The sequence below is a fragment of the Arthrobacter oryzae genome, from assembly GCF_030812315.1.
Taxonomy (GTDB): domain Bacteria; phylum Actinomycetota; class Actinomycetes; order Actinomycetales; family Micrococcaceae; genus Arthrobacter; species Arthrobacter oryzae_B.
The window spans coordinates 13,194-37,624 of sequence record NZ_JAUSSM010000015.1; the positions used below are offsets into that span (position 1 = coordinate 13,194).

The 24,431-nt window shown below is 63.1% G+C and carries 21 protein-coding genes and 4 pseudogenes; 10 read left to right on the plus strand and 15 right to left on the minus strand.

Going from position 1 to position 24,431, the window contains the following annotated elements:
- Positions 1-2 precede the first annotated feature (2 nt).
- Together nhaA and J2S97_RS21090 are read left to right on the plus strand one after the other, a co-directional pair.
- Positions 3-1,385, plus strand: a complete 1,383-nt coding sequence (gene nhaA / locus J2S97_RS21085; protein ID WP_307051893.1) for a Na+/H+ antiporter NhaA — start codon at positions 3-5, stop codon at positions 1,383-1,385.
- Positions 1,382-2,185: a universal stress protein gene (locus J2S97_RS21090; protein ID WP_307051894.1), complete on the plus strand. Its 804-nt coding sequence runs from the start codon at positions 1,382-1,384 to the stop codon at positions 2,183-2,185. Before nhaA ends, J2S97_RS21090 begins: the two co-directional genes overlap by 4 nt.
- A gap of 236 nt (positions 2,186-2,421) precedes the next feature.
- On the opposite strand, the gene J2S97_RS21095 is transcribed toward J2S97_RS21090, so the two are convergent.
- The 3 genes from J2S97_RS21095 to J2S97_RS21105 are packed head-to-tail and all read right to left on the minus strand — an operon-like array spanning position 2,422 to position 4,631.
- Complete coding sequence (locus tag J2S97_RS21095) at positions 2,422-2,811, minus strand: CBS domain-containing protein (RefSeq protein ID WP_307051895.1); 390 nt, start codon at positions 2,809-2,811, stop codon at positions 2,422-2,424.
- A gap of 36 nt (positions 2,812-2,847) precedes the next feature.
- Positions 2,848-3,198: a P-II family nitrogen regulator gene (locus J2S97_RS21100; RefSeq protein ID WP_307051896.1), complete on the minus strand. Its 351-nt coding sequence runs from the start codon at positions 3,196-3,198 to the stop codon at positions 2,848-2,850.
- Entirely contained in the window at positions 3,195-4,631 is a 1,437-nt protein-coding gene (locus tag J2S97_RS21105) for a DUF1538 domain-containing protein (RefSeq protein ID WP_307051897.1), read from the minus strand. Before J2S97_RS21105 ends, J2S97_RS21100 begins: the two co-directional genes overlap by 4 nt.
- Before the next feature lie 819 nt (positions 4,632-5,450).
- On the opposite strand from J2S97_RS21105, the gene J2S97_RS21110 reads away from it, so the two are divergent.
- Positions 5,451-5,606: a hypothetical protein gene (locus tag J2S97_RS21110; RefSeq protein WP_307051944.1), complete on the plus strand. Its 156-nt coding sequence runs from the start codon at positions 5,451-5,453 to the stop codon at positions 5,604-5,606.
- A gap of 30 nt (positions 5,607-5,636) precedes the next feature.
- Here J2S97_RS21110 and J2S97_RS21115 read toward each other — a convergent pair whose 3' ends face one another.
- Positions 5,637-6,431 (minus strand): hypothetical protein, encoded by a 795-nt coding sequence (locus J2S97_RS21115; protein WP_307051898.1) that lies wholly within the window; start codon positions 6,429-6,431, stop codon positions 5,637-5,639.
- A gap of 423 nt (positions 6,432-6,854) precedes the next feature.
- Between J2S97_RS21115 and J2S97_RS21120 the strand changes: the two genes are divergently transcribed.
- Positions 6,855-7,394 (plus strand): putative immunity protein, encoded by a 540-nt coding sequence (locus J2S97_RS21120; protein ID WP_307051899.1) that lies wholly within the window; start codon positions 6,855-6,857, stop codon positions 7,392-7,394.
- 240 nt (positions 7,395-7,634) lie between these two features.
- Here the strand turns inward: J2S97_RS21120 and J2S97_RS21125 are convergent, their stop codons facing one another.
- Complete coding sequence (locus tag J2S97_RS21125) at positions 7,635-8,477, minus strand: alpha/beta fold hydrolase (RefSeq protein WP_307051900.1); 843 nt, start codon at positions 8,475-8,477, stop codon at positions 7,635-7,637.
- A 259-nt stretch (positions 8,478-8,736) separates the two neighbouring features.
- On the opposite strand from J2S97_RS21125, the gene J2S97_RS21130 reads away from it, so the two are divergent.
- On the plus strand, positions 8,737-8,880 hold the full coding sequence (locus tag J2S97_RS21130; protein WP_307051901.1) for a hypothetical protein: 144 nt from the start codon (positions 8,737-8,739) through the stop codon (positions 8,878-8,880).
- A gap of 164 nt (positions 8,881-9,044) precedes the next feature.
- Here the strand turns inward: J2S97_RS21130 and J2S97_RS21135 are convergent, their stop codons facing one another.
- A complete protein-coding gene (locus J2S97_RS21135; protein WP_307051902.1) occupies positions 9,045-10,502 on the minus strand; it encodes an FAD-dependent monooxygenase in 1,458 nt (485 codons plus the stop codon).
- 630 nt (positions 10,503-11,132) lie between these two features.
- Positions 11,133-11,300, minus strand: coding sequence for a hypothetical protein (locus J2S97_RS21140; protein ID WP_307051903.1), 168 nt, complete (start codon positions 11,298-11,300; stop codon positions 11,133-11,135).
- A 680-nt stretch (positions 11,301-11,980) separates the two neighbouring features.
- Here J2S97_RS21140 and J2S97_RS21145 point away from each other — a divergent pair.
- Positions 11,981-12,784 (plus strand): gamma-glutamyl-gamma-aminobutyrate hydrolase family protein, encoded by an 804-nt coding sequence (locus J2S97_RS21145; RefSeq protein WP_307051904.1) that lies wholly within the window; start codon positions 11,981-11,983, stop codon positions 12,782-12,784.
- Between the two features lie 193 nt (positions 12,785-12,977).
- Here J2S97_RS21145 and J2S97_RS21150 read toward each other — a convergent pair whose 3' ends face one another.
- Both J2S97_RS21150 and J2S97_RS21155 read right to left on the minus strand, forming a co-directional pair.
- Positions 12,978-13,280, minus strand: a complete 303-nt coding sequence (locus tag J2S97_RS21150) for a DUF4193 domain-containing protein (protein ID WP_307051905.1) — start codon at positions 13,278-13,280, stop codon at positions 12,978-12,980.
- A 285-nt stretch (positions 13,281-13,565) separates the two neighbouring features.
- A complete protein-coding gene (locus J2S97_RS21155; protein ID WP_307051906.1) occupies positions 13,566-14,108 on the minus strand; it encodes a dihydrofolate reductase family protein in 543 nt (180 codons plus the stop codon).
- A gap of 639 nt (positions 14,109-14,747) precedes the next feature.
- Between J2S97_RS21155 and J2S97_RS21160 the strand changes: the two genes are divergently transcribed.
- The gene (locus J2S97_RS21160) at positions 14,748-16,331 is read left to right on the plus strand and encodes a nitrilase-related carbon-nitrogen hydrolase (protein WP_307051907.1); all 1,584 of its coding nucleotides are present in this window, start codon (positions 14,748-14,750) and stop codon (positions 16,329-16,331) included.
- 183 nt (positions 16,332-16,514) lie between these two features.
- On the opposite strand, the pseudogene J2S97_RS21165 reads toward J2S97_RS21160, so the two are convergent.
- A pseudogene (locus J2S97_RS21165) lies at positions 16,515-16,924 on the minus strand (recombinase family protein); the annotation flags it as partial.
- 619 nt (positions 16,925-17,543) lie between these two features.
- Here J2S97_RS21165 and J2S97_RS21170 point away from each other — a divergent pair.
- A pseudogene (locus J2S97_RS21170) lies at positions 17,544-17,927 on the plus strand (ATP-binding cassette domain-containing protein); the annotation flags it as partial.
- A 976-nt stretch (positions 17,928-18,903) separates the two neighbouring features.
- Here the strand turns inward: J2S97_RS21170 and J2S97_RS21175 are convergent.
- Entirely contained in the window at positions 18,904-19,065 is a 162-nt protein-coding gene (locus J2S97_RS21175) for a hypothetical protein (protein WP_307051908.1), read from the minus strand.
- Positions 19,066-19,323: 258 nt separating this feature from the next.
- Here J2S97_RS21175 and J2S97_RS21180 point away from each other — a divergent pair, with 258 nt between their 5' ends.
- Positions 19,324-19,911, plus strand: a complete 588-nt coding sequence (locus tag J2S97_RS21180) for a DUF3592 domain-containing protein (protein WP_307051909.1) — start codon at positions 19,324-19,326, stop codon at positions 19,909-19,911.
- A 443-nt stretch (positions 19,912-20,354) separates the two neighbouring features.
- Here J2S97_RS21180 and J2S97_RS21185 read toward each other — a convergent pair whose 3' ends face one another.
- A complete protein-coding gene (locus J2S97_RS21185; RefSeq protein WP_307051910.1) occupies positions 20,355-21,248 on the minus strand; it encodes a phosphotransferase in 894 nt (297 codons plus the stop codon).
- Positions 21,249-21,432: 184 nt separating this feature from the next.
- A pseudogene (locus J2S97_RS21190) lies at positions 21,433-21,689 on the minus strand (amidase); the annotation flags it as partial.
- A gap of 465 nt (positions 21,690-22,154) precedes the next feature.
- Between J2S97_RS21190 and J2S97_RS21195 the strand changes: the two are divergent.
- Positions 22,155-22,991: pseudogene (locus J2S97_RS21195) on the plus strand (carbohydrate ABC transporter permease); the annotation flags it as partial.
- Positions 22,992-23,381: 390 nt separating this feature from the next.
- On the opposite strand, the gene J2S97_RS21200 reads toward J2S97_RS21195, so the two are convergent.
- A complete protein-coding gene (locus J2S97_RS21200; protein ID WP_307051911.1) occupies positions 23,382-23,846 on the minus strand; it encodes a DUF6278 family protein in 465 nt (154 codons plus the stop codon).
- Between the two features lie 112 nt (positions 23,847-23,958).
- The gene (locus tag J2S97_RS21205; RefSeq protein WP_307051912.1) at positions 23,959-24,426 is read right to left on the minus strand and encodes a hypothetical protein; all 468 of its coding nucleotides are present in this window, start codon (positions 24,424-24,426) and stop codon (positions 23,959-23,961) included.
- Positions 24,427-24,431: the final 5 nt, after the last annotated feature.

Here is a 24,431-nt window from a genome sequence, read left to right on the forward strand (position 1 = left end):
GAATGGACCGGAACTCACAGGCCCCTCGCCCCCGTTCCTTTCTGTTCGGACGGGGCAGCTATTCGGAGTCTCTGCGCATCGGTTCCATCCTGCGCAAGGAGACGGTCGGCGGCGCCCTGCTCGTGTCGGCCGCTATCGTTGCCCTGCTGTGGGCGAATTCGCCGCTGTCAGACAGCTACTTTCAGCTCAGGGATATCCGGGTCGGTCATGCGCCCTGGCATCTGGACCTGACTCTGGGCCAGTGGGCATCGGACGGTCTGCTGGCCATCTTCTTTTTCCTCGTCGGTCTGGAACTCAAGCGGGAGTTCCTTGCCGGGGATCTGCGCGAGCCCAGCAAGTCGATCGTGCCCGTTGCCGCAGCCGCCGGTGGCGTCGCGGTGCCCGCCGCGATCTATGCCCTGGTCAATTTGTCGAGTCCGGAAACGTTGAGGGGATGGGCAATCCCGACGGCAACCGACATTGCCTTCGCTGTCGCCGTTCTCGCCCTCATCGGCTCACATCTGCCGGGGGCCCTGCGAATTTTCCTCCTGACCCTGGCCGTCGTTGATGACCTCATCGCTATTGCCATCATCGCCTCCTTCTACTCGCAGAACATCCGCGCAGAGCCGCTTTTGCTGGTGCTGCTCGCTTTGGGTACCTACAGCTTTCTCGCACACCGGTACCGGCGGTTGTTCAGCACGAGAACGGCGGCCTGGCTCATTCTGCTTCCTTTGGGGGTCGCCACCTGGTTGTTGATACACGATTCAGGAATTCACGCGACAATCGCGGGGGTTTTGCTGGGATTCGCTGTTCCGGTCGTCAGCTCCGGAATCAACGGCGGACCGCCGCCGGGGTGGGGATTGGCGGAGATCCTTGAGCACCGTCTGCGCCCGGTTTCCGCCGGTATCGCCGTGCCGGTGTTTGCCTTCTTTTCCGCCGGCGTTCAGGTCGGAGACCGGGACGGGCCCGGATCCTTGTTCTCAAGCCCGGTGACCGTCGGGATCATCATAGCGTTGGTCGCGGGTAAGCCGGTGGGAATTCTCGGGACGGTTTGGTTCCTCACGAAAGCGACCCGGGCAGGGCTGGACTGCTCCATCAAGTGGTTCGACATTTTCGGTGTTTCGCTGCTGGGCGGGATTGGTTTCACGGTCTCCCTTCTGGTGACAGAGCTCAGCTTCGGCCACGGCAGCATCTACGGCGATCAGGCGACGGCGGGCGTTTTGGCCGCGTCCCTCATCGCCTCCCTGCTCGGGGCTGGAATCCTCCTGCCCAGGAACCGGCATTACAGGCAGGCCAAAACCCACCGCCTGCCCACAAGGGCCGGCCCTCATCCCGACGAACCGCCCGCGAGGATAGAGGACCCAGACGACACCTCGAATCCGAAACCAATCGGAGGCCAGCCATGAACCGGATACAGAAGGTATTGGTGGGGACCGATTTTTCTGCCGCTGCACGGCACGCCGCGGACCGCGCGGCGATGATCGGCAAAGAAACAAACGCGGCGCTGGTGCTGTTCCACGCCGGAAACCTCTCCGGTCTGGACCGGCTGCGCCGGCTCGTTCCGGGGATCCCGAACGGATTGGAGCAGCGAGCTATGGATGAAAGGCGCGCAGAGATCGCGCTGCTGGGCCAGAGCCTGGAGGACCTCTACAGGCTCCCCGCCGATGTCCGGGTGGGCGTCGGCCCGGCCTTTCCGCAGATTGAGAAGAGCGCCCTTGCCCTGTCCGCCGACCTGATCGTAGTGGGCGCACACGGATCCAGCACCATGACGCACCCCGTTTTGGGGTCAACCGCCACACGGCTGGCCGAAAGAAGCGCCCTCCCGGTCCTAGTGGTAAAGCGCACCCCGCACGCAAAGTACCGCAACGTATTGGTACCGGTGGACTTCTCAGCCCATTCCCTGCCTGCCCTGACGACGGCGTGCGCCGTAGCCCCCGGGGCCAATATCATCCTGATGCACGCCTACGGCGTGCCCTTCGAAGGGAAAATCAGGGCGGCCAGGGACATCGAAGAAACCCTCGCCCCGTTCCTTGCAGCAGCACGGAAGAAGGTCTTTGAGCACCTGCACGAACTCTCTGACGCGGCTGGTCTGGCCCCACACACCGCGCGGCTGGTCTGGCCCCACACACCGCGCGGCTGCTCCCCTGTCACGGCACTGCGCTGCACCAGATTCTGGAGCAGGAATAGACCCGTCACTGCGATCTGATCGTCATCGGACGCCACGGAGAGGCTGACCTGCTGGAACGTCTTTTCCTGGGAAGCGTGACAAAGCAGGTACTCACCATGTCCCGGGCGGACATCCTGATCAGCGGAGCCGACCAGGCAGAGCCCTCAACGGAGGGGCACCAGCCGGACGGATGAAGTCCTCCCGGTCGGGTACTGCCGGGCGGGTACTGCCGGCACCCAACATTAGGACAGCGCCTCATATCACCGGATCCCCAATCACGTCAGCTCCTCCATGCGCCGGGCCAGGATGTCATTCATTGCCAACAGGCCCACGAGCTCGTTGCCTTCCACCACCACAAGTCGGCTGAGGTGATAGCGGCTCATCAAGGCTGCAGCCTGGCGCACCGATAGATCCTCGTTCACGGTGATCGCAGGAATCGTGGCGGCGTCATAGACATTCAGGAGATCCACGTCGCCCTCCTGCGCGACGACCGTGTCCAGGAGTTCCCGGTAACTCAGCAGCCCGTATGCGTCATGAGCGTGCTGCCGGTCCACCACGAGGCTCTTCACCTGGCGCTCCTTCATCATGGATAGCGCCTCACGCAAGGTGCTGTAGGGCGAGATCGTGACGACCTGGGGGACCATGACATCTTTGACAGTGAGCATCCCTGTTTCCTCCTCCTAGAGTGCTTCGGTCCGGCTTTAGGCGCCCTCACGGCGCATGTGTTCCTCGAATCGCACTACCTGCCGCATGTCGATCCCAGTCAGGTGCTCGATCGGGATCGCGAAGGCCAGACCCCGGCTCTCCGTGCCCATGACCAGGACCTGGTGCAGTTCCTTCAGGATCGGCGCCGTCAGGTGGCTACCCACAACCATCAACAACACGGACTGGGTCCCCTCGAACGTCAGGCCGAAGAACGTCTTCCTGGCCTCACCACCGATGCCCTTGCCCGGCAGAATCGTGACGCCCGTGGCCCCGACGCGCTGTGCATGTTCAATGACCCTGTCTTCAAGGTCATCAGGCGCGATCACGATGACGGCGGTGAACTTCATTCCTGTTCCTTCCTCAGCCGTGGAAATCTCTCCATCACCATGGCATACACCATGACGGATATGACAGGGAAGATCGAAGCATAAGCGATCAGGCCAAACCCGTCGATCAGCACATTCCTTCCCTCTACCGCGGCGGCCAGGCCGATGCCGAGGGCGGTCACCAGCGGAACGGTGACCTCCGACGTCGTCACGCCCCCGAGGTCGAAAGCCAGCGCAATGATGTACTTCGGCGCGAAGTACACCAACACGATCGCCACAGCGTATGCGGCCATGATGAAGTAATGAAACGGGCCTCCCACGATAATGCGGAAGACGCCAAAGCCAATCCCGAGGGCGACGCCAACGGCGACAATGACCCGGACTGCGAACGCGCTGATTTTGCCCGGAGATGCCTCCTGGGCCTGCTCACCAATCGCCACCAGGGCAGGTTCAGCCATGGTCACGGCAAAACCGATGAGCAACGCGAAGAGCAGGATCAGGGCCGGTGCACCCTGCTCGATCAACTGCTCCGCCATGAGGGTACCGAGCGGGAACAGCCCGAGCCTCAGGCCCACAACGAAGGCATAGAGCCCCACCAAGACCATGACGAAACCGACAACAACCCGCAACGGGTGGGGCAGCTTGCGCCGGAGTGCGACCCACTGGAAGAAGAGGACGACGGCCGCAATCGGCAGGACCTCCCGGACCATCTCTGTAAGGCCAAGGATCATGCCGAGCACCCAATCGGCCGGGTCCTCTCCCGTGTCTGCGGGTGACGGCGCCGCCTCGCCGGCGCCGCCGAAAGTGTAAACCCAGACTCCATAGAGCTGGACCCCGATCATGGGCACCATCACGCAGAGCGCCACCAGGCCAAAACCGTCAGCCAGCAGGCTGCGCCCCCGAATCGAATTGGCCAAACCCAGGCCTATCGCCGCGATCAAGGGAACGCTCACAATGTTCGTGGTGACCCCGCCCGAGTCATAAGCAAGGCCTATGATCTCCGGCGGGGCCACGTAACTGAGTCCCAGCACCACGACGTAGCCGCCGATCAGCAGCTTGTAGACGGCCCAGCCACGCAGGACACGCAGGATGCCCAGGATCAGGACCAGTCCTACGGACACAGCGATGATAAAGCGCAGCACCAGCCCGTTGATCCGGCCTTCGCTGACCAGTTGCGCCTGCTCCGCCACCGCGATCACGGCCGGCTCCGCGATCGAGGCGGCGAAGCCAATGGCAAATCCAAAGGGCAGTAACAGTCCCAGGGCGCCGCGCCGGACGAACTGATTAGCCAGGTTCTTGCCGACCGGAAAGATACTCAGGTCCAAGCCGTACAGGAACAGCGCAATGCCCACCGCCACGATCAGGAGCCCCGCCACCAGCTCCAAGGGGTCATCGGGCATGGACCGGAACACCAGCACCTGGAACACGACAACGACGATCACGATGGGCAGCAAGTTCCTGAGCGCCTTAAGGAATTCATCTCTGAATCGGCTGAGGTGCTCCATCGGGGTCCTCTCCCGGCGAAAATCCTGTGAGTACCTGGCCTTTCAGTTTGCCGGTCCCGACAAGAAGTGTCCACCAAGCCGGAGGCCACGCTGCACTTGCTTCCCGAACACCGACCGTCAAATTCGCTCGTCGATGAAGATAGGTGTCGAAGCGCCAAGAGAAAGGACGACCACGAAGCCAGTCACCTCACTAATGAGACGCACCACTCCTACTTCGCTGTTTGCCATTCTGATCCCCATCATCGCTGGGCAGGTCCTCCACGCAGGCACGGCGCTCTGCGCCGCTCACGATCCAAAGTTTCGTTCGGCGCTCCCCCGTCGCTTATTTCCTCTCGAAACTTTGGACCGCTCCCGGTTCCGTTTCCCCGTACGACGGCGATCCCCAGGACGGTCTCACACTCCCGTTCAAGGCCACCCAGTCCAGCCAGATCTGCACGCTCAGAGGCCCACAAGCCCCTGAACAGGGAATACACGTGCCCGACGTGGGACCTGACCGGCATTCCTCCCCTGCAACACTGGACTACCGCGGAAACATCCCCAACCCGGCTCGGTCCGGCCGATGTATGAACCAGTCCCGCACCTAGGGTGTGCACACTGTGGACACCCTTCGTTCGCCGAATGTTGGTAGGCCGTCAGGGTCGCTGTCCTTGGCACTTGGCGCCCGACCGTTGGCTTTGGGTTCAACGTCGGACCGTCCACAGCTTCCAGCGACCGCGGCTTCAGCAACAGCGCCCCAATGTTCACTGCCGACCCTACACAGTCCGGGTCGTGCGGCACTCGTTCGCCGCCCACCTCCTTGAAGGCGACGCCGACGTCCAGGTAGTCCAAGAACAGCCGGGCAATGCCTCCGTCACCAGGCCACAGGTGACGGCCGGTACGCTCCGGCAAATCCACGCCGCCGCGCAGCCCCGCACCCAGGGTTGAGGCCTCTTTCCTGCCGGAAGCTGCCGGTCCTCAGGCAATCAGGTTGAGCGTGACTTCCATGGCGCCGAGGAAGAGTGCCAGAACCGACGTGCCAAGCCCGGCCACCAGAAGCAGGCCAGGGTGGGCGAGACCCACCACAACGCGCCGGAGTTGGGGCGAATGCCGCAGGAATCTCTTGGGCAGCCGCGAATCTTGCGGATTCTGGCGCCAGCCGCGGAGACGGCGCAGGAACCACGCACAGCGCACAATAAGGGCCATCCACAACACCGAGACAACCAGAGGGACCGCCGCCAGGAGCAGGTTGAACCCCAACGACGTCACGGCACGCTCCGAGTTCCCGGCCAGTGCCTGTACCGTTGTGGAAATCGAGGCGCTGGCCACCACGGAGAGGCCCCACACCATAAACGCAGCCGTCAACGCGAGGAACCGGACAAAGAAGTGCGCGAGCACCGATTCCTTCTGAGGCTTGAGGAACCGGCGCGGGGTCGCATGGAGCACAGCCACAGTGCAGGCCAGTGTGGGCAGGGCAGCCATCCCCACGAACACGTACCAGGTCCAGCCGGCCAGGTCCACGAACTCGTCAACAATGATCAGCAACGCCCAGAAACCCGTCCACGCCCAGCCTGCATGCAGCGGATTCCGGACGAGCCAGGCAGGCAGGCGCTGAGGCAGCGGGACAGTCGGCGCTATAGAGCCCCGGGAAACAGGATTCCGGACCGTCCCATTAGCGGGCGCAACAGCAGCCGGACCGACGCCGACTGAGCCGTCCGGCGGGGGCCCGGCCTCGGCCTCCGGCGGGTTCTGTTCCCCACTAGCCATGCTCATGGGCTCACTGTAGCAATGCGGGAGGCGGGCCCACCGTCGTCCGCCTCGCGCGGTTAGGCAACAAGGCTTGGTCCATAACTGCCGCCGACGTGGCGGCGTCCTCGGCAGTGTATTCACGTTCGCGCTTGAGAGACGGTGTGACGGAGTCTGGTGTGGTGCATTGCGTGAGGAGAAGTCTGACGCCATCGCCCGGCACAGACTAGTACTGCACGGCTGACGAGTCAGCAGCGCGCGCAGCTCGCCCTGATTCTCGAAACCCTGGCTGGCCCAGGTTCAACCGGGTCAGAGTCGTGACAGCAGAACCAGGGGCGCGAAAGTCTTGCTCATCACCCAGAATTCCACGCGTGCTGGAACGCCTCATAAGTCCAGAGTGCCTTCGACTCACGACTCATGGGCACTCGGCGTTGATGAAAGAATCGGATCATGACGATCGGAGCCGGCGATTTCGAGTTGACGATGGAAGAGCTGCGAGTCGTGGCACGCTACGTGACGGAGAGCGCACAGGAAGTACTTCCGGTGTTCGAGGAGGCTCTTCCCGGTGATCCTCGGCCCCGCGCAGCCATCGATGCTGCTTGGGAGTTTGTCAACGGCGCACCTCGATCCAAGCTGCAGCGCGTCACCGCCTTGGACGCGCACCGAGCCGCGAAAGAAGCTGGCACCGAATCGGCGTGTCTCGCTGCGCGCACCGCGGGAGACGCCGCAGCTGCCGCGTACCTGCACCCGATCGCGAAGGCTACCCAAGTGGGTCACATCCTGCGCGGGCCCGCAAGTGCAGCGCGTATAGCTGAGTTGAACGCAGCCGACGATCCCGACGTCGGAGACAAGTTCATCGAGCAGGCTCGGCGTCGCGCCACGCCAGTCTTGATTGATGTTCTTACTCGGTACCCGCTCTCGCCACCAGGCAAGAGTCGCGTCGCTCACCTCATGAGCGCCTTGGACGCGTCTCTGCGCGGATTCCGCTGAAGGTCCCCACGGCGGGCCAGTGTGGCAATACATCTCGATGGCCGCTGGTGTGCTGGTGTCAGCCGTCAGGCAAGTACACACGACGACGTCAAGAGTGAAGTTGCCTAGAACTTTACCGACCCATGTCATTCAAGCTAGCAGCTAGCAGCGAGCGCGACGCCGAGGACCTGGACCATGGCGCCTGGCGTCAGACGATCGGGCGTGCTGGGGTGACACTTCCATCGTTACTATGCGTACGCCTCACCGATCGGCCCAACCGATGGGCGCGGGTGCATCGAGAAACGTGATCACGACGTCCCGAACGAGGTCGGTCCGCGCGAGCCCGAAGAAATGCGTCGTGCCAGGGAACACCGCGAGCTGCGACGCGGGCACGCCCTCGAAGTCCCCGTTCACGTCTCCCCCGCGCAGTTGGAGGAACTTCACCGCGTGGTCGAGCTTGACCATGTCGCAGTCGCCGACCGTGAAGAGCGTTGGGGCGGCGATTCCGCGGATCTCGTCGTCGCTCCATCCGGTTTCGCCCGCGCCGTAGCGGGAGAGCTTGTCGAGCAGGCCCTGCAGATGCCCGCGATCGGGATGCGGCGACACGGCGAGGTAGCGTTCCTCCATCGGGGTTCCCGCGATCATGTCCACCGTCATCTCCGCGACCGCTTCGGCGTTGCCGCCACGATCACCCTCCGGCCGGAAAGACACTGACGACACGATGAGCTTGCGCACGAGTTCCGGGTGTTGGATTGCGAGCTCCAGCGCGACCGCACCGCCGACACTGAAACCGAACACGTCGACGTTCTCGATACCGAGGTGTTCAAGAAGCCCGATGACATCGGATGCAAGGTCGGCAGTGGCCAGCGGCCGATCGGTGTCGTTGGTGCGGCCGTGCCCTTGGAAGTCCGTAGCGATCACCCGGCGCCCGGCCGACAGGCTCGGGATCAGCGCGCCGAACTGCAGTTCGATGTCGAATAGCCCGCCGTGCAGGAGCAGCAACGGAGTGCCGCCGTCGCCGTCGCCGTGCAACTCGTAGTACATCTGGAGCCCGTTCACCGACGCATATCCGGTTTCGGGTGCGGTTGTCGTCCCGTCAGTCATCCATGAGCCTCCTCTGGCATACGCGTGTGCCGTGTCTTCAATCCTGACACTTCACACAGTGTGCCGGCCAGTGCGTGGAAGGGATCGCGGGCGACGAGTCCCGGACGGCGGGCTGAGACCTGCCCGACCGCTCTGGGAAACGGTCGGTTGCGAGAACTCCGGAGATTCACGCTCTCGCCCTCGAGACGGGTTGAACCGGCTGCGTCCTGATATGCGTGTCTTAGTACTCACCGCAACTGGGCGCACATATTGTCGATCCATGGATAGGAAACAGACCGGCGAACTGGAAGGGCAGACCTCGATCAACGAGCTGCTCGAGGCGCCGGTCGGCAATACTCCCATACAGATGGTGCTGCCGATCCATGTCCAGCTCCGGTCGGGGGAATTCCGACGTCTGTCTTAACGCCAGTTGCCCCGACGTGAGTGAGCGTCTGAATGTGACCAGTCTCCTGCCTCGGGATGCTTACGCCTTTTCGCGACTTCGTGGTGGCAGCCGGTGCGGTCCTCCGTTGCCCAGGCTTCGTAGAACTCAGCCATCGCCTCGACGCTGAAGTGACGACAGGCTACCTAATGCCGCGCAGGCCCGAACCAGCTGGCCAGCGCGTCCTTCAGCCCCGCCTGAATCCCGTCTCCCGTCCACGCCACATGCCCGTCGGGCCGGATCAACACGGCGGCAGGAGCGCTGACTGCACCGATTACCGGAAGCTCCCACCCGCCGTCGTACGTGGCGTCCACCAACTGCACCCGATCCGCCCACGGCCCCGGGTCGATGCTTCCCGGCGCGCCGAGGTTGAGCAGCACCGCACGGGCGGTGTGCAGGAGGGCGAAGACGCGCGACGGCCCGTTGGCGGTGATGACGTCGAGGTCCGGCATGCGGCGCCCCAGCAGCGGGTGCCCCTCACCGAGGTTGTAGCGGATGTCCAGGCCGGAAATGAGTCCTCCCAGCCGCCTCCGGGCCTCATCGGTGGTCAGCAGGCCCATCACGGTGTCTGCCAACGCGCCGATGCGGGGGTCAGCCCGCTGCATAATCGACTGTGCCATCGTGTGCTGCAACGCGCGGGCCCCGGCCGGGTGCCGCTCGGCGTGAAAGGTGTCCAGCAGGCTGTCCGGGGCTGTGCCCTTGACCACCTGGGCGAGCTTCCAGCCGAGGTTCACGGCGTCCTGGATGCCGAGCCCGATCCCCTGCCCGCCCGAAGGAGCATGGATGTGCGCGGCGTCCCCGGCCAGCAGCACGCGGCCGCTGCGGTAGGCCGCGGCCTGCCGCGTGGCGTCGGTGAACCGCGAGATCCATGTCGGAGTATGGACCCCGAAGTCCGTGTCGTAGATCTCGGTCAGCGCTTTGCCGAGGTCAGCCAAAGTGGGCTCCGTTGCCGGTCCAAGTTGCTTCTCGGTGACCACCACCCGCATGGTCCGCCCATCCTCCATCAGGTGTAGGCCGTGAACCCCCACCTCGTCGATGCGCATGCCTGCCGGCGTCTCCTCGGTCACCTCCACTTCGGCGATCAGGCTGCTCCTGGTCGCATCCCAGCCGGGGAACTCGATGCCTGCTGCCTTGCGGACAGCACTTCGCCCACCGTCGGCGCCGACCAGGTACAGCGCGCGCATCGAGCCGCCGTCAGCGAGATGCACGTCGACCCCGCTGCCGTCCTGGCCGAAGCCGGCCACCTCGAGCCCCCGATGGACCGGCACACCCAGCTCCTCGATCCAGCTGGCCAGGATCCGCTCAATATGGTTCTGCCACAGGCCGAGCGTGTAGGGGTGCCGCGTGGGAAAATCGCTCACGTCCAACGTCGTTTTCCCGAAGAACGCCGCCTGGACGCGCTGGCCCTCGGCGAGGAACCGGTCGGCAATCCCGCGCTGATCGAGGATTTCGATCGTCCGCGAGTGGAACCCGCCCGCACGCGAGCCCACCAGCTCCGGCGTCGAGCGGCGCTCCACAATCGCCGGTTCCACCCTTGCCAGCTTCAGCTCAGCGGCCAGCATCATGCCGGTCGGACCGCCTCCGGCAACGATCACATCAACCATCTCAGCCCCGCCTCTCCAACTATTTGCGGTGCACCTCGTCCAGGCACGTCCGAGCCAGTTTGAGGCATGACGGGGGCCTTGCTGCAAGCCCCCTTATGCGCGATAAATTGGAAGTGGGCGGGGACACACAGCGCCAGCAGGACGACTGGCGCGTCAGGTAGAGACTCCGGGCTCCCGGCCGCGTCCCTCAGGATCTGTGGGTGGGATCCTCTGTTGGTGGTCCTGGCTCAGGTACGGGGGACGTCGGGTCCGGCTGCACGGGGGACGTCGGGTCCGGAGAATCAGGGGCTGGCTCTGGAACCGGTGGCGGTGCCGGCGCCGGAGGCGACGTCGGATCCGGCGATCCCGGAACAGGATCAGTATCTGGCGGGAATGGCGCTGGTTCACGTTGCGGCGGAATCGTCATGGTGTTCCCCTTCAGTTTCGGCCTTCTCCGTGTAGTGACTTCAGGCTACGTCGCAGGTCTACGGAAGAACAGAGCGACCGAGGCCCCGAACCTGTCCGACTGTCTTCGGGGATTGGTGCCGAAGGCGATCCTGAGCCTCGCTTCCCCGCTGTCAGGGACGTTCTGCCCCTCCGGCCACCCCGGGCAAAAGGGGATCCGTGTTGTGTGCTCCGGACCGCCCACTGCTAGCGCGGGATGCGGCTTCCACCGGAGCGATTGACCAGCAGTAGCACGACGATCACCATCAGCAGGAGCGGGGCAACCCCTATTAGGAAGCCGAGAGTCTTGGCGGCCAAGCCAACTATGAGGAGAACTACGGCGACGGCGATGATCACCACTACCAGCGTCTTCATCTGCCCTGCCCTTTCGTTGTGGATCCTTGCGTTCAGGGACGAACGGACCCTGAGGAGCTGCTCCGGGAGGGGTAGAGCGGCCGTATCGAGGGTCGCCGTGGTCTCTGCGCCCGGCTGCCGGATTCCCAGCGTACGCCGCGGCCGCGTGGCGCGAAACCCGCCTGTCCGCCCTCCGCCATCCATCTCGCAGCAAGCAATCTCCTACCGTTCGGGTGTGCCGCGTCGGCTCGAACCGGGCGTCCTTGTCCCCCGGCTTTTGAGGGAGCACAACGACAGATGACGACAATAGCGCCACGCCGATAGGCCGAACGATGGGGAGGACTGATGACCCGGAAAGGCGGTGTCGCCCCGGTGCCGTGGATCCTGATGTTGCAGCACAAGCACGGGACTCAAATTCTGTCACTGGCCGTTCACCCTCCCTTCAGACCCTTTTCATCGACTGAAATCGGAAAATCGCATGACCCGCCTGCGATTTCAAAGGGTGCTGCGGGTCCCTGTAGACCGATCTGATTTGACACAGCCAGCGTCGGTTTGCGTGGGAACAGGATGCCGTCAGTCCCTGCCGCGGCAATGAACTGGTGGCGGCCTGGCATGGATACGCAATAGTGACGGCCCTGTAACACGGAGTACACATGCCGTTCGTAGCCTTGCAGTAGGAGTTTTCCCGGAAGGACATGTGCATGAACGCCGCAGACACCGCAATCAAGCCGATCATTGGCCTGACCACATATCTTGAGCAGGCCGGCACCGACGGCTGCGGCAACGTGCGCGCCGCATTCCTCCCCGAAAAATATCTCACGCCTATCCTTGACGCCGGCGCAGTTCCGATCCTTCTACCGCCGCAGCCCACGGCCGGGGACATGATCGAGCACCTGGTCAGCAGGCTGGACGGGCTGGTCATTCCCGGTGGATGGGACGTGGATCCGACCCGATACGGCCAGGAGCCGCATCCGGAAACGGACTCTCCCCGCCCGGAACGCGACGAGTGGGAAGCCGCCCTGATCCTCGAAGCGATCCGCCAGGATGTTCCTCTTCTCGGCATCTGCAGGGGTGAACAGCTGCTCAACGTCACGCTCGGCGGCACCCTGCACCAGCACCTGCCCGACGTCCTGGGAACCGGGCATTACCAGCTGGGCGGCTACCAGTTCAATGGCATCCGTGTCGACATTCGGCCCGATTCCCTGCTTGGCCGGCTCCTGGGGGCTGCCGCACTGGATGCCGTTCCAGTTTCACACCACCAGGCCGTGGACCGCCTTGGCGAAGGGCTCATCGCCACCGCGTGGAGTCAAGACAAGGTAGTCGAAGCAATTGAGCATCCCGGCGCACGCTTCTGCGTGGGGGTGCAGTGGCACCCGGAACAGCTCGCGGAAGAGAAAGCACTGTTCCATGGATTCGTGGAGGCGGCCAGCGCCAAGATGCTGTCGCGGCTTCGCCCGGCTGCTGTGGAGTCCCTGGATTTCGCCCACGAAATGGCTGCCAGCTAACTCCTACCTGACGCCCTGAGCCTTTGGGCAGGATATCGGCGTTTCAACACCCCCGGCCGGTTCCCGGTGGACCATGTAGGCGCAAGCAACGCGACCCCGGCGTGGCCCGGGCCCGTTCCGCATGTCATCAATCGCGGCTGCCGTTGCCGGACTCTGGAATTCTGCAAGCGGATGGCCCGCTACGAAGAATCCGCTAGCCCTCGCATTCGACGCAGTAAGCGTGGCCGTTCTGTTCGCGGGCGATTTGCGAGCGGTGTCGAACCAGGAAACAGGAGTAGCAGGTGAATTCGTCTGCTGCCTGGGGGATGATCTGGACGACCAGTTCCTCGGCGACAAACTCTCCGCCGGGGACGACGGCATCATCCATCGCATCCGCTCCATCGAGCTCACGGACGACGCTGCTGGCATCCGGGGCGTTCGCGGATTGCAGCTCCTCGAGCGACTTGTTCTGCGATTCCTTGACCTCGGAACGTACTTCGTCGTAATCGGTTGCCATGGGCCTGGTTCTCTTTTCCGGTGTTGTTGCCCTATGGAGTTGCAACGTACATCAGGGTGGCATTGTTCCAGTCTCGCGAGGCAATTCGGCGGCGTAGAAACGGGTCCAGAAGCTCACTCGCGCTCGTCGACGAACTCACCGACGCGCTCGAGGCAACGCAAGCGGCGGTTGTGCTCTCGACTCACGATCGGCAGCTCCTCCGCGACGTCGACGATTGGCCCCCGCTGCAACTTGGCGCGACGACGGAAAGTGAACTCCTATTGACGCGGTGCCGTCAGGCGTCATCTATGCAAGAACGCGGTACCGGAGGTGGGTCTCGCTGGCAAATGCCAATGTTTCGACACGTTCCAGCTTGACGCGCTCTCTCAGCCCGGCGAAGAGCGAGATCCCTTCCCCGAGAAGGACCGGCACGACGTGCAGCTGGATTTCATCGACGAGTCCGAGTTCGAGGCACTGTCTCGAGATGCTGCCTCCGAGGAGGCTGACCCACTTGTCCCCTGCCGCCTTTTTGGCGGCTTCAACGGCCTCTGTGATGTCATCGACAACAAAGGTGTACGTGACGTCGTCCTTCTCGATCGGCTCATGAGCGCTGTGGGTCATCAGGTACACCGGCACCTTGACCTCGGCCCCGTAGGGAACCTCTCCGTCTTCTATGGTCTGCGTCTTGTTGGCGCCTCCAACTACGGCGCCGAGTTCTTGGATAACACGTCCGACGACGTCTTCATCGCCGGGGGCCGACGGGAATCCGTTCATCCAGTCGACCCCTCCGTCCGTGTCGGCCATGAATCCATCCAGGGTCACGGTCGCATGAATGAATACTTTCGACATTGCTTCCTCCTAGGGCAGGTGCTGCGTTCATTAGATTGAAGGTGAGTCGTCCGACTCACCTTCAATGAGGGTAGCGACCGGACTGTCAAGAGTCGCTCGCACAAAGTGGCCCAGAATGAGCGGTCCATGGGAATGCAACCCTGATCGGGCGAAAGCCGGCCTTCCGACAGATGAGGACCGTGGGAGCGGCGAGGCAAAGGCAGCCAGAGGTAAACCAGACGGCCGAACGGCCGCCGTCGAGCGTGGCATCAGGATCTCGCGAAGGAGGCTTATTTGGGAAGCGCCGAGCCAGCGCTTCCATTGGCCGGGGTATCCCCCTCTTACGGGACGCTACACGGCGCTTCGCCCGGCCGAACATAGGTGCACTCCTGCCTGAGAAACTGGCGGTCGTGGGGCTGCCGCAGCCCGACATGTTCACGCGACCCGGCGCGTTAGATGCACAGTCACCTCGTCGCCAAGTCCCTTCCTCAGGACCTACCGCAATACCGCCCGCAGTGGCATCATGTGTGTGCCGCCACCTACGGGCAGCATGGTCGCGTCGTAGTCGAAGCCGTCGACGTGCCGCCGACCTTGACGGACTTGTCTGTGCCAAAGAACTCGGCGCACGCGTTCCCGAGAACACCATCGCGAGGAGTCACCATGAAGAGGCTCGTTGCTGGGAGCGTCCCGCCACGCGTTGGCGGGAACCACCGCAAGCAGAGCTCACCCGGATCCCTCCACCGCGGACGATGGTCGTGGATCTGGCTTGTCGTCGGCACCGCACTGCTGCCCTTCGCCACCCTCCAGACGCTCATCCCGTTGACGGCCTGGCTGGCGCCCGTCTTCCTGCTGCGCTTCACCCGCAGCCAACGGCTGCTGGTGGGGTGTCCGGTCCTGGTGCTGGCGATGTCGGGTGCCCTGTTCGTCGCGCTGCGGGGTGGCTTCTTCCCGGTCGTCGACGGACTCGGATACTACCTCTTCGTCGCCACCCTCGGGCTGGGCGGCGCGCTGCCGTTCGCCGTCGACCGCATCCTGGCGCCCCGCCTGGCTGGCGTCCCCCGCACGTTGGTGTTCCCTGCGGCGGTGACAACCGTTGAGTTCCTAGGCACGATCAGCAGCCCTTTCGGGACCGCCGGCAGCACGGCATACTCGCAGTATGCCGGGCTGCCGCTCCTGCAGCTGGTGTCCGTCACCGGCATCTGGGGACTGACCTTCCTGGTCAGCTGGTTCGCGCCGGTGGCCAACGAGGTGTGGGAGAGAGGACGGTCAGGCTCTGGCGTGATTTTGCCGATCGGGCTGTTCGCGGCCGTCACCGTTGCCGCGCTGCTCTTCGGTGGGGCCCGGCTGGCCTTCAGCGCGCCGGGCGCGGAAACCGTACGCGTCGCCGCCCTGGCGCCCGACCGGCACCTGTCCGAGCTGGCCTACAGCGCGCCAGACCTCAGCGCGGCAAGTCCGGCCGAACGGGCCACGGTGCGGGACGAGCACTTCACACCGGTGCTCGATGAGCTGTTCGACCGGTCGGAGCTTGAGGCCATCGGCGGCGCGAGGATCGTCACGTGGTCGGAGGCTGCAGCACGGACGCTGGAGGAGGACCAGACGAACGTCGTCGCCCGGGCTGCGGACCTGGCCCGCGAGCACGGTGTCTACCTGCAGGTCTCGATGATCGTGCAGTTGGCCGCGGGTGGCTCCGCCGACGGCAGCCCGGTGAACGAGAACCACGCCGTCCTGCTCGACCCGAGCGGTGCAGTCGTGTGGGACTACCAGAAGTCCAAGCCGACACCCGGCGACGGACACGACCCCGGCCCGGGCATCATCCCGACCGTCGACACGCCCTACGGGCGCCTGGCCACGATCATCTGTCAGGACGACTTCTTCCCCGATCTGGTCCGTCAGGCGGGAGCCGCACGGGTCGACATCCTCCTGCTGCCCTCCAGCGACTGGGACAGCGTCGCCGCCTGGCACGCGCAACAGGCGCCGTTCCGTGCCGTCGAGAACGGCGCGGCCGTGGTCCGCCCCACCCGCCAGGGCATCTCCCTGGCCACGGACTCGCAGGGTCGTCTTCTGGGCCACAAACCCGACTACTTCGTAGCCGAGGCGCAAACCCTGGTGGCATCGGTGCCGACGGAGGGCACCAGCACCTGGTACTCGGTGGGCGGTGACAACTTCGCCTGGGCCAGTGCCGCAGGGGTCCTGGTCCTCGTCGGTGCAGCCTTCCGACCAAGACGACACCGCCGGGACCAGTGATGAGCCGGGCGGGGCCGGCCCGCTCGGATGAGTCCTAACGACCGACCCCGGTCGACCGCCTTCTGGCGCGAGGACGCACGGAGCTTGCGGGAGGATCTTCACGCTGCCTCGGCCGAACCCTGGCCTAGAGGCGGCCTCCTGCGCCTCGTCTTCCGAAGTCGTCTTCACCGGCCCTGCCGCCCCTCAGCCGTCTGCCTTCAGGTACTGGTCGAGAGTTTCCCGGCTGATGCCGAATTCACGGGCCAGGCCTGTCTTCTGTTCGCCGACGGCGGGTCGCTCCAGAAGCTCCCTGGCCCTGTCGGGCGATAGTGCTTTCCTGCGTCGCCGGCATGCGCCGCGTGCCTTGGCCAGGGTGATTCCTTCGCGCTGGCGTTCACCGATTAGGGCCCGTTCAAATTCGGCGAAGGCGCCCATGACGGAGAGCATCAGGTTTGCCAAGGGTGAGTCCTCGCTGTGAAGGTCAGGTTCTCCTTGAGGAACTCGATCCGGGCACCTTTCTTGGTGAGCCTCTGGACCAAGGCCGGGAGGTCGTGAAGATTCCGGGCGAGCCGGTCCATGCTGTGCACCACGAGAGTATCGCCGTCACGGACGAAGACCTCTCGCGTCAGGTGTCAATTAAGTGCGATCACCACCCCAATCTGACATGCCTCCTGACGTCAGGTTGGCGTATGACTAACCGGACGCGTGCACACGCGGCACGGCCGTGGACCCGAGTCCGACTAAGAATGGCGTGAACCCAGCGAGTCATTTCTTGGTGGCCCCTGCCGGCCGCAGTGAGGTACACAGGATCACCGCAGACACAGGAGATCGGCCGCCTTCGGCTGTTCCTCAGCCCGAAAATCACGGAACGGTCGTCAGTCTGTGGGGTCAAAAGTTGTGGTGAGCCTGGGGGCCTGGGTGTAGTCCGCGGGGCCCCGTGAGTTGGCCGGCCGCGGGCAGGCGGAGCTCGAAGGTCCTCCGCGGCGCTGGTTAAGGTCGAGGGTTATCGTCCTTGCTCAGGATGTAGCCGGTTGCCGTCACGACTTCTAGCGGGCTACCGGCTTCAGCCCGGTGCATCCTGAGCTGGACTGGAGGGACGGCATTTCTCCGTTAATAACGTCCACAACTAATAACGTCCACAACGCTTCGGTGAGTGCGAGCACGGAAGCGGTGTCCGAAGATGCAGGAATAGGCTCGATTTCGGAAGATTATCCGGCAAGCAAGGGAACGATCATGGGCGCGGCATTGGTTCATGTAGAGGGCTTCAGAATGGATTTCGGAGGCAGCACAGTCATCCGCAATTTGTCCTTCGATGTGCAGGCCGGCGAGACGTTCGGTTTCCTGGGCAGCAACGGATCCGGAAAGACGACCACGATCCGTGCCCTGCTGGGCATCTATAAGCCGACGGCCGGTGTCCTGCACATCAACGGCAAATCCTTCAGCCCCGAGGACGGAGGCCGGCTCGGGTACCTGCCGGAGGAGCGCGGCCTGTACAAGAAGGAAAACGTCATCGAGCTCATGACCCACTTCGGCCGGCTCAAAGGCTTTGACCGAAACGCCGCCAAGAGCTGGTCCCTTCAGTATCTGGAGCGGGTGGCTTTGGCCGACAAGGCCAAGAAGAGCACGTTGAAGACGAGGGCCGACGCGGCTCCGTACACGAAAAAGTCGTAGTACTCGAGCGCGCTGCCGAGGAGTCCTGCGGTCGCGGCTCGACGAGGGGTCATCACGGGCGGCGACGATGTGCTTCTAGTCATGGGTTTCTCCTTTGAAACAGACTGGGAGGTCAGCGGGGCAAGGTACCTTGCATACAATGCCGTGGCGCGACCAATGTGATGGCCGCCACGGCATCTGCATCCACAGTAGGGGCGCGGCCCAGCACACACTGTTCCAATGTGAAACAGCCCCTGTAACGCATCTTCGCGGCAGTTCTCGGCGGCAGGAGGGCTCAGGGCGCGGGCTGGCGCTTGGGTCCATAGGCGCGATTAACTCGCGCCCCGCAAGCGACTGTCGGTCTGGAATCAGCGCGTAGCCGATGCCCCGGAGATTTCGGAGAACAAATCGACGCGTCCGCGGTCGATTTCCCGGCACTGATCCCAGGCTGACGTGGAGGGCAGGACCGGTGGCGGCTCGCGAGGCTATGACATCAAGGAAGCCACCGCGCCGGACTGCCACGATCGACCAGCGTCCTCACGTAGTCATGTCCATATCCACGACCGCGGTCATGGACACGCCTGAGTGGCCACAGCAAGAACGGCGACGGCTGGAGACCGGACCTGAACACCGCCTGCAGTTGATGCCCTGGCGCAGTCCACGCATTCCATGGCGGGAGTATGGCCCGAGGCTTCGGATGCGCGGCCCGACCATGCCACGCAGCAAAAGGAACGCAAAAACCAGGGGAAGTTATGTCACACAGAACACGTGGCGTACGGGCAGGGGCAACAAAGATCCATGCAACACGTGGACACGGCGTGGACAATGATGCACACCCCTTTTGCGCCACAGACGGCCGAGGACCTGCTTGACTACAGGTGGAGGTCAAGAGCTGGCCACTTTGCTGCCACGATTGGACCGAGGCCGGCCGACGGCGACCGCGTCAGTAGAGTGAGATCATGATTACTTCGCGGTACACAGCGCCCGCCTGTTCGCCTTTGTTGGGCTGCTTCCCGGTGGCTGCGCGGTGACCGTGTCCCCCGAAAGCCGGGGAGACTTCGACGCCGTCCGCTTCGACGCTGTCGACATCGGCAGCTCCGGTCATCACGCTGACTGATGCGGAGCGTGTGACCAAGGCGGAGGCCGCCGTTCAGGCAGTACTTCCTAATGCGCCCATCTGGAAGGGAATGACTGGACACGTAGTCGGTCACCCAGCGACACAGTCTTCCATGGTCCACGCCTGAACGCTCCCGGCCCCCGCACGAAGCAGCGGCCGGGTATTTTCAGCCGTGACAACGCGGGATCACGGGCACACGAACGCAGCGAAGGCGATCTTCCAATTCACAGCACTAAGGAAACACAAATGCATCCTCCCGGCTGGTATCCGTCGCCGTACTATCCAGACTCAATGCAGTACTGGAGTGGGACCGGGTGGACGGCTCAAATTCAACCTCGAGAACATCTTGCCAAGGCCAAGGCCAAGACCGGACTGAGGGTCGTGGCCGGATTCTTCCTGTTCCTAGGTCTTGTTCTGTTGTCGCTGACAACTCCATCGGTAGCGGAACACCTCGCGCCCGGCTTCAACAAGGTGGTGACAACGGGACAGGTCGTTGACATCGACCTGAATAAGATTCGACGGACTGGCAGCGGATGGCTTGACCATTGCAAATCGACCGCAGAGTTCACCGTCGATGGCACCCGGCATGAGGCAAGGTCTGAGCTGTACGTCTACCCATGCGAATGGAAGATCGGTGACAGCGTGCAGGTAACCTACGACCCCCGCCACCCTGAATACGGTGCCATCGTCGAAGAATCCAGAAACGTCAACATGTCGGCACATGGCTGTTCTTTTCAATCGGTTCACTGCTTGCACTTGCATGTGCATCAATACTGGGCACATCCCTCCGGCGGAGGATTCGACAGCAGCCGTAAAGAGACCAGGCAGCATTAGTCCGCCAGCACTTTTTCGAAATGCCGCAGGAGACGATACGCACGGACTCCCGAACACCTGGACGCAGGGTGCCTGTGGCGGAGACACTGGCTGGCCTCGTTCCAGGTATTGCACGAGGACAGGCCAGCGGGCCGCTGCCGCGTGAGTGTCCGGGGCCGGGTCCGCTGGGTCCTTAGGGCGCCGGGTGCGTCTGTGTCGGGTGCGTGTTCCTCGGGTCGTGTCGGGAAGCTGGCCGTGTACAGTTTGCGGAGCCGCGCCAGCGCAGGGTCCGCCGTCAGCAAGGACCTTCAGGACGGCTCGGAAGGGCCATATCTCGGCCTCAAGCCCTCGCGCCCGCCCCGAGTTCCCTCAGCTGGCTCAGCGCTGCTTGGCCCCACGCGGTCGGGTCCTGGCCGGAGGGGATCAGCAGCAAAGAGCACCAAAGCACGAGGGCGTCCCACCAGCTAGCCTCCGCCGAAGTCAGTCGTCGTTTGGGAAGTCAGTCGTCGTTTGGATTGGTACCCGTCCAGGAATGTCGCGCGAACCTCAGGCGACACCGGACCCCAGTCCCGAAACCGCGTGCCGAGCATGACAGCTGATCGCGCCAGCTCTACGATCCGATGATCGAATCGGGCTTCTTCGAAATCGATGACAGCAGCGATGCCGGGCACGGCACACAAGACATTCGCGGATCTGTAGTCGCCGTGGACGAGCTGCGTTGGCAATGAATTGGGATGCGCATCGGCGACCAGACGCCGCAGGGTGTCACAGGCCGCGGCGGGTGCATGTTTGGGGCAAGAGTCGAGCCAGCCGTTGATCTGGTCCGCCAAATTAGTAGACGGGGCGGCCAGCCCGGGGACCTGATCAGCCGCGGGGTACATGGCCAGTGCGTCGTGCAACTGAGCTAGGACTGCGCCAGCCGCTCGAACCTGGCGGGACTGGTTGGTGTCCAGGATGTCGCCGTCAATCTCACGCTGTAGGCCGAGCGAAGCACCATCGGCCTCGACCTGAACGCGGCCGTCCAAAGTGGCAACTGGCGCCGAGACCGGCAAACCCTCCCCCTCAAGCCAGGCCGTGAGCCGCGCTAAGGCCGCCAGACGCGGGAAACGTGCTGGCACAACCGACCACTTCATGAGCATCCGCCCGGACGACGTACCGACCCAGGCCAACGCGTTGGAGTCACTGATAACGATCCGGTCGCACGAATCAACCCGAACGCCCCAGTGCTTGTCCAACATGGTTACAACCCAGCGATAGGCCTCAGCGCCGTCGCGGAAGCCGAACCGGGTTTCGAGTGCATCGCTGGGGTCGCTGGCTTCCCACAGCATCTCCAACATCGGCGCATGCGTTTCTGTCATGCAATAACCCAATCACGGGAACTGGCTTGCCCAGAGCAGAACCGCGGGCCTGCTCTGCCTCGGAGCACGCGGGCCTCGCGGTGCCGGGTTGTGGGCTTGCCACCTCTACCCCACAACGCTCACATCGGCGTCCCCGGTTCCATTCCCGGCAAAACTCAACACGACTTGGCCACGGACTCATCACTAGACAGAGGAGGAGTGAGTCGTCATAGGCTCGTCCTGCGAAGGTCAACCCGACGGGCATCCCCTTATCACGCATCGTTCCCCTGGGCACCGTAACGGTGGGAATCCCAAGGTAACGCGGGACCAGATTGCCGTGGAGACGCAGACTCCGTTGCGCCAGCCACGATCAGCCGAGGCTTCGCTGGCGTCCATGTCCGCTGGCCCTACATCCGCTGCAGCGGGAAACACGACCGCATGCAGTCCCAGGCTAGTCCTCCAGATCAGCAACCCTCGTAGTCTCTAGCCCTCGACGCAGAGCCCGGCATTGACGTGAGGTAGGGGCCCAGGCGGCTGCCGAGGGGTGGTTCGCGTCAGGCAGCCTAGTGGGCGACGTAACAGCGGCAAGGGCTGTCCAACAAAACACAGCCGCGGGAACCTGTCAACAAAAATTCCGATTTAGGAATCCGCTTTCCCCCAATGCTGGCGCGGTTCTTGACAGAAAAGTGATCGATAACCATACTTGTGTTACCGATCACTATTTGGCATACGGAACCCGAGCTCCATCGCAGCAACAACGGGGCCTGCCATTCACACTTCCCGCTCTCTCCCTGCGTTCCGGAATGGATCCTGCCCACGCTGGCGTGGCTGGGCCTTTCCGAGTTAGGAACCCATGAATCTACTTCTACTGGCATGCGCCCACCGGGCTGGGGCCCGGAATCAGTGCCACGAGAAACGGGCCGGCTTGTGAGCGCCCTGTCTGAGCTCGGGAAACTCAAAGGCAAAGGCCTCAGCAGTGAAGCGCGGGACACCAAAGCGGCCATGGTCTTCCTTTCACCGTGGCTCGTGGGCCTCGTGGCCATCACCCTCGGCCCGATGCTGATATCGCTGTACCTGTCCTTCACCGACTACAACCTTCTTCAGGCACCGAATCTCGTAGGCTTCGAAAACTTCACCCGGATGCTGGAGGACTCTCGCCTGCAGAACTCACTGCAGGTCACCTTCATATACGTTCTTGTCGGCGTCCCCTTGCAGCTTGCCGTAGCGCTGCTCATCGCAATCGTGCTGGACCGCGGCATCCGCGGCCTTCCGTTCTACCGGTCCGTTTTCTACTTGCCGTCCCTGCTGGGCGGATCCGTTGCCGTCGCTATCCTGTGGAAGCAGATCTTCGGCACCACGGGCCTGGTGAACCAGTTCCTCGCCCTCGTCGGGATCGAGGGCCCAGGCTGGATCTCAGACCCAAGTACGGCACTGAGCAGCATCATCCTGCTGCACGTCTGGACGTTCGGCAGCCCCATGATCATCTTCCTGGCCGGCCTCCGGCAGATCCCGCACATGTACTACGAGGCGGCACAGGTCGACGGCGCCTCCAAGGCAGCGCAGTTCTTCCGGATCACGCTGCCCCTACTCAGCCCCATCATCTTCTTCAACCTCGTGCTGCAGATCGTAGGCGCCTTTCAGTCCTTCACGCAGGCATTCATTGTCTCCGGAGGCACCGGCGGCCCCTCTGATTCAACGATGTTCTTCACGCTGTACCTGTACCAGAAGGGCTTCGGACAATTCGACATGGGCTACGCCTCGGCTGAGAATGTCAATCTAATCTGAGCCCGTTTGGCGTTGGGATTGCAGTCTAATCGGAGACCACTTGCGGATAGGTCACGTCCTCCGGCTGGCGCCCCCACGAAATTGAGGACAATCGGATGCCAGAAGAGACTATCGTCTGGGCCGCGGCAAGCAGCTGTCCTGCCCACACGCAACACGCTGCTGGCAGCAGCTTACTTCAGTAATCGTGCGTACCGCGCTGGGCCCACCAGGTGGTGTCCTCCGTCTCAAACTAGGCTCTCGTCACCCCCGCCTACTGTTTGAAAGTTTTCAAGATGGCGGTGAACCCATGCTCGATAGGTGCCACCCAGCTGCCCTGTAAGACTTACGACCGTTTCGGCAAGCTTGGCTTCGTACGGTTAGCGTGAAGGGCTACCCACTTTTCTCCACTGCTTCCCGAACGTGGAAATAGTTTTGGAGGAGAGTGGGTTCCGCAGCCGAAAGGCGGCCCAATGCAACTCGGACGACGTCAACGGCAGATTTCGTCGTGATTCGAACCCGAGGGTATTCTTCCCGAATCACCTCCCAATGCGCGCCGGGAATGGTGTGAGTGATGACATCTCCATAGAACATGCCTATGGGTCGGGCAAGGTCGGCTAGCGATTCTTTGTCGCTGGTGGCGTTTATGAGTTCATCGATGGCAGCGAGTCCATCTTCAGATCTAGGCAAATTAAGCCCCCTTGCCTGGAAATATTCGAGCAGGTCGTCGTATCCGCCAACATTGGTCACTGGAGAGAAAACAGCATCCGGATCCGCAGGCATATATTCAGCGTATCTCCAGGCCATCCCTGGCGGCAGAGACTGCAGGGGCTCGACTGAATCATCTGAGTCGTTCATATCGACAGCCTACGCCTCGGTCGACCTGGCTCTTTGGCCAGTTTGGCCTGCTGGGGTAGCCCATCTTCGACTGTGGTGGCGAGATCCCAAAGCGATTTCGCCACCACAGATGCTAGTTTCCGCAGTTCCAATAGTAGTCGCCATCGTAGACGGCTGCCGTATACCGCGTGCCGCCACTGTACAGCTGGCCGGACGTCGATCCGGAAAAGCCGCTGTAGTTGCCTGTGGTACACAGGAAGTTGGTGGTCGTTGTGAGGCTACTGACCCAATACGCGCCATTGGAGTCCCAGTCCACGTCATCCCACCAAAGCCAGAAGGTGTCATATTTGTTGAGGACGGAGTCCATTCCTATGTAGTAGACACTGTAAGTGCAGGATGTCATTGAGGATCCGACGACGTCGCTATAGGTGCCAGAGTGATAGTTGAAATAGACGATGAGGTATAGGCCGCATCCGCTTGGAAAGCTCATGGTGGATAGCTCCCCACCCTTCTTTCCGGTGTCCTTTTCTGGCGCGGGTTCGTACGTCGCCTTTTTTTCGCCGACTATCTGGCCGCCGTTGATTCGGATTTCCTCTTTCACCCTCG

Bases quoted from the DNA above. Each gene is read 5' to 3' on its own strand.
- J2S97_RS21145 (WP_307051904.1), top strand. From the start codon at position 11,981: ATGAACGCCGCAGACACCGCAATCAAGCCGATCATTGGCCTGACCACA.
- J2S97_RS21125 (WP_307051900.1), bottom strand. From the start codon at position 8,477: ATGACTGACGGGACGACAACCGCACCCGAAACCGGATATGCGTCGGTG.
- J2S97_RS21095 (WP_307051895.1), bottom strand. From the start codon at position 2,811: ATGCTCACTGTCAAAGATGTCATGGTCCCCCAGGTCGTCACGATCTCG.
- J2S97_RS21120 (WP_307051899.1), top strand. From the start codon at position 6,855: ATGACGATCGGAGCCGGCGATTTCGAGTTGACGATGGAAGAGCTGCGA.
- J2S97_RS21150 (WP_307051905.1), bottom strand. From the start codon at position 13,280: ATGGCAACCGATTACGACGAAGTACGTTCCGAGGTCAAGGAATCGCAG.
- J2S97_RS21140 (WP_307051903.1), bottom strand. From the start codon at position 11,300: ATGAAGACGCTGGTAGTGGTGATCATCGCCGTCGCCGTAGTTCTCCTC.
- J2S97_RS21130 (WP_307051901.1), top strand. From the start codon at position 8,737: ATGGATAGGAAACAGACCGGCGAACTGGAAGGGCAGACCTCGATCAAC.
- J2S97_RS21115 (WP_307051898.1), bottom strand. From the start codon at position 6,431: ATGAGCATGGCTAGTGGGGAACAGAACCCGCCGGAGGCCGAGGCCGGG.
- J2S97_RS21185 (WP_307051910.1), bottom strand. From the start codon at position 21,248: ATGACAGAAACGCATGCGCCGATGTTGGAGATGCTGTGGGAAGCCAGC.
- J2S97_RS21160 (WP_307051907.1), top strand. From the start codon at position 14,748: ATGAAGAGGCTCGTTGCTGGGAGCGTCCCGCCACGCGTTGGCGGGAAC.
- J2S97_RS21175 (WP_307051908.1), bottom strand. From the start codon at position 19,065: ATGACCGGAGCTGCCGATGTCGACAGCGTCGAAGCGGACGGCGTCGAA.
- J2S97_RS21200 (WP_307051911.1), bottom strand. From the start codon at position 23,846: ATGAACGACTCAGATGATTCAGTCGAGCCCCTGCAGTCTCTGCCGCCA.
- J2S97_RS21135 (WP_307051902.1), bottom strand. From the start codon at position 10,502: ATGGTTGATGTGATCGTTGCCGGAGGCGGTCCGACCGGCATGATGCTG.
- J2S97_RS21155 (WP_307051906.1), bottom strand. From the start codon at position 14,108: ATGTCGAAAGTATTCATTCATGCGACCGTGACCCTGGATGGATTCATG.
- J2S97_RS21090 (WP_307051894.1), top strand. From the start codon at position 1,382: ATGAACCGGATACAGAAGGTATTGGTGGGGACCGATTTTTCTGCCGCT.
- J2S97_RS21100 (WP_307051896.1), bottom strand. From the start codon at position 3,198: ATGAAGTTCACCGCCGTCATCGTGATCGCGCCTGATGACCTTGAAGAC.
- J2S97_RS21180 (WP_307051909.1), top strand. From the start codon at position 19,324: ATGCATCCTCCCGGCTGGTATCCGTCGCCGTACTATCCAGACTCAATG.
- nhaA (WP_307051893.1), top strand. From the start codon at position 3: ATGGACCGGAACTCACAGGCCCCTCGCCCCCGTTCCTTTCTGTTCGGA.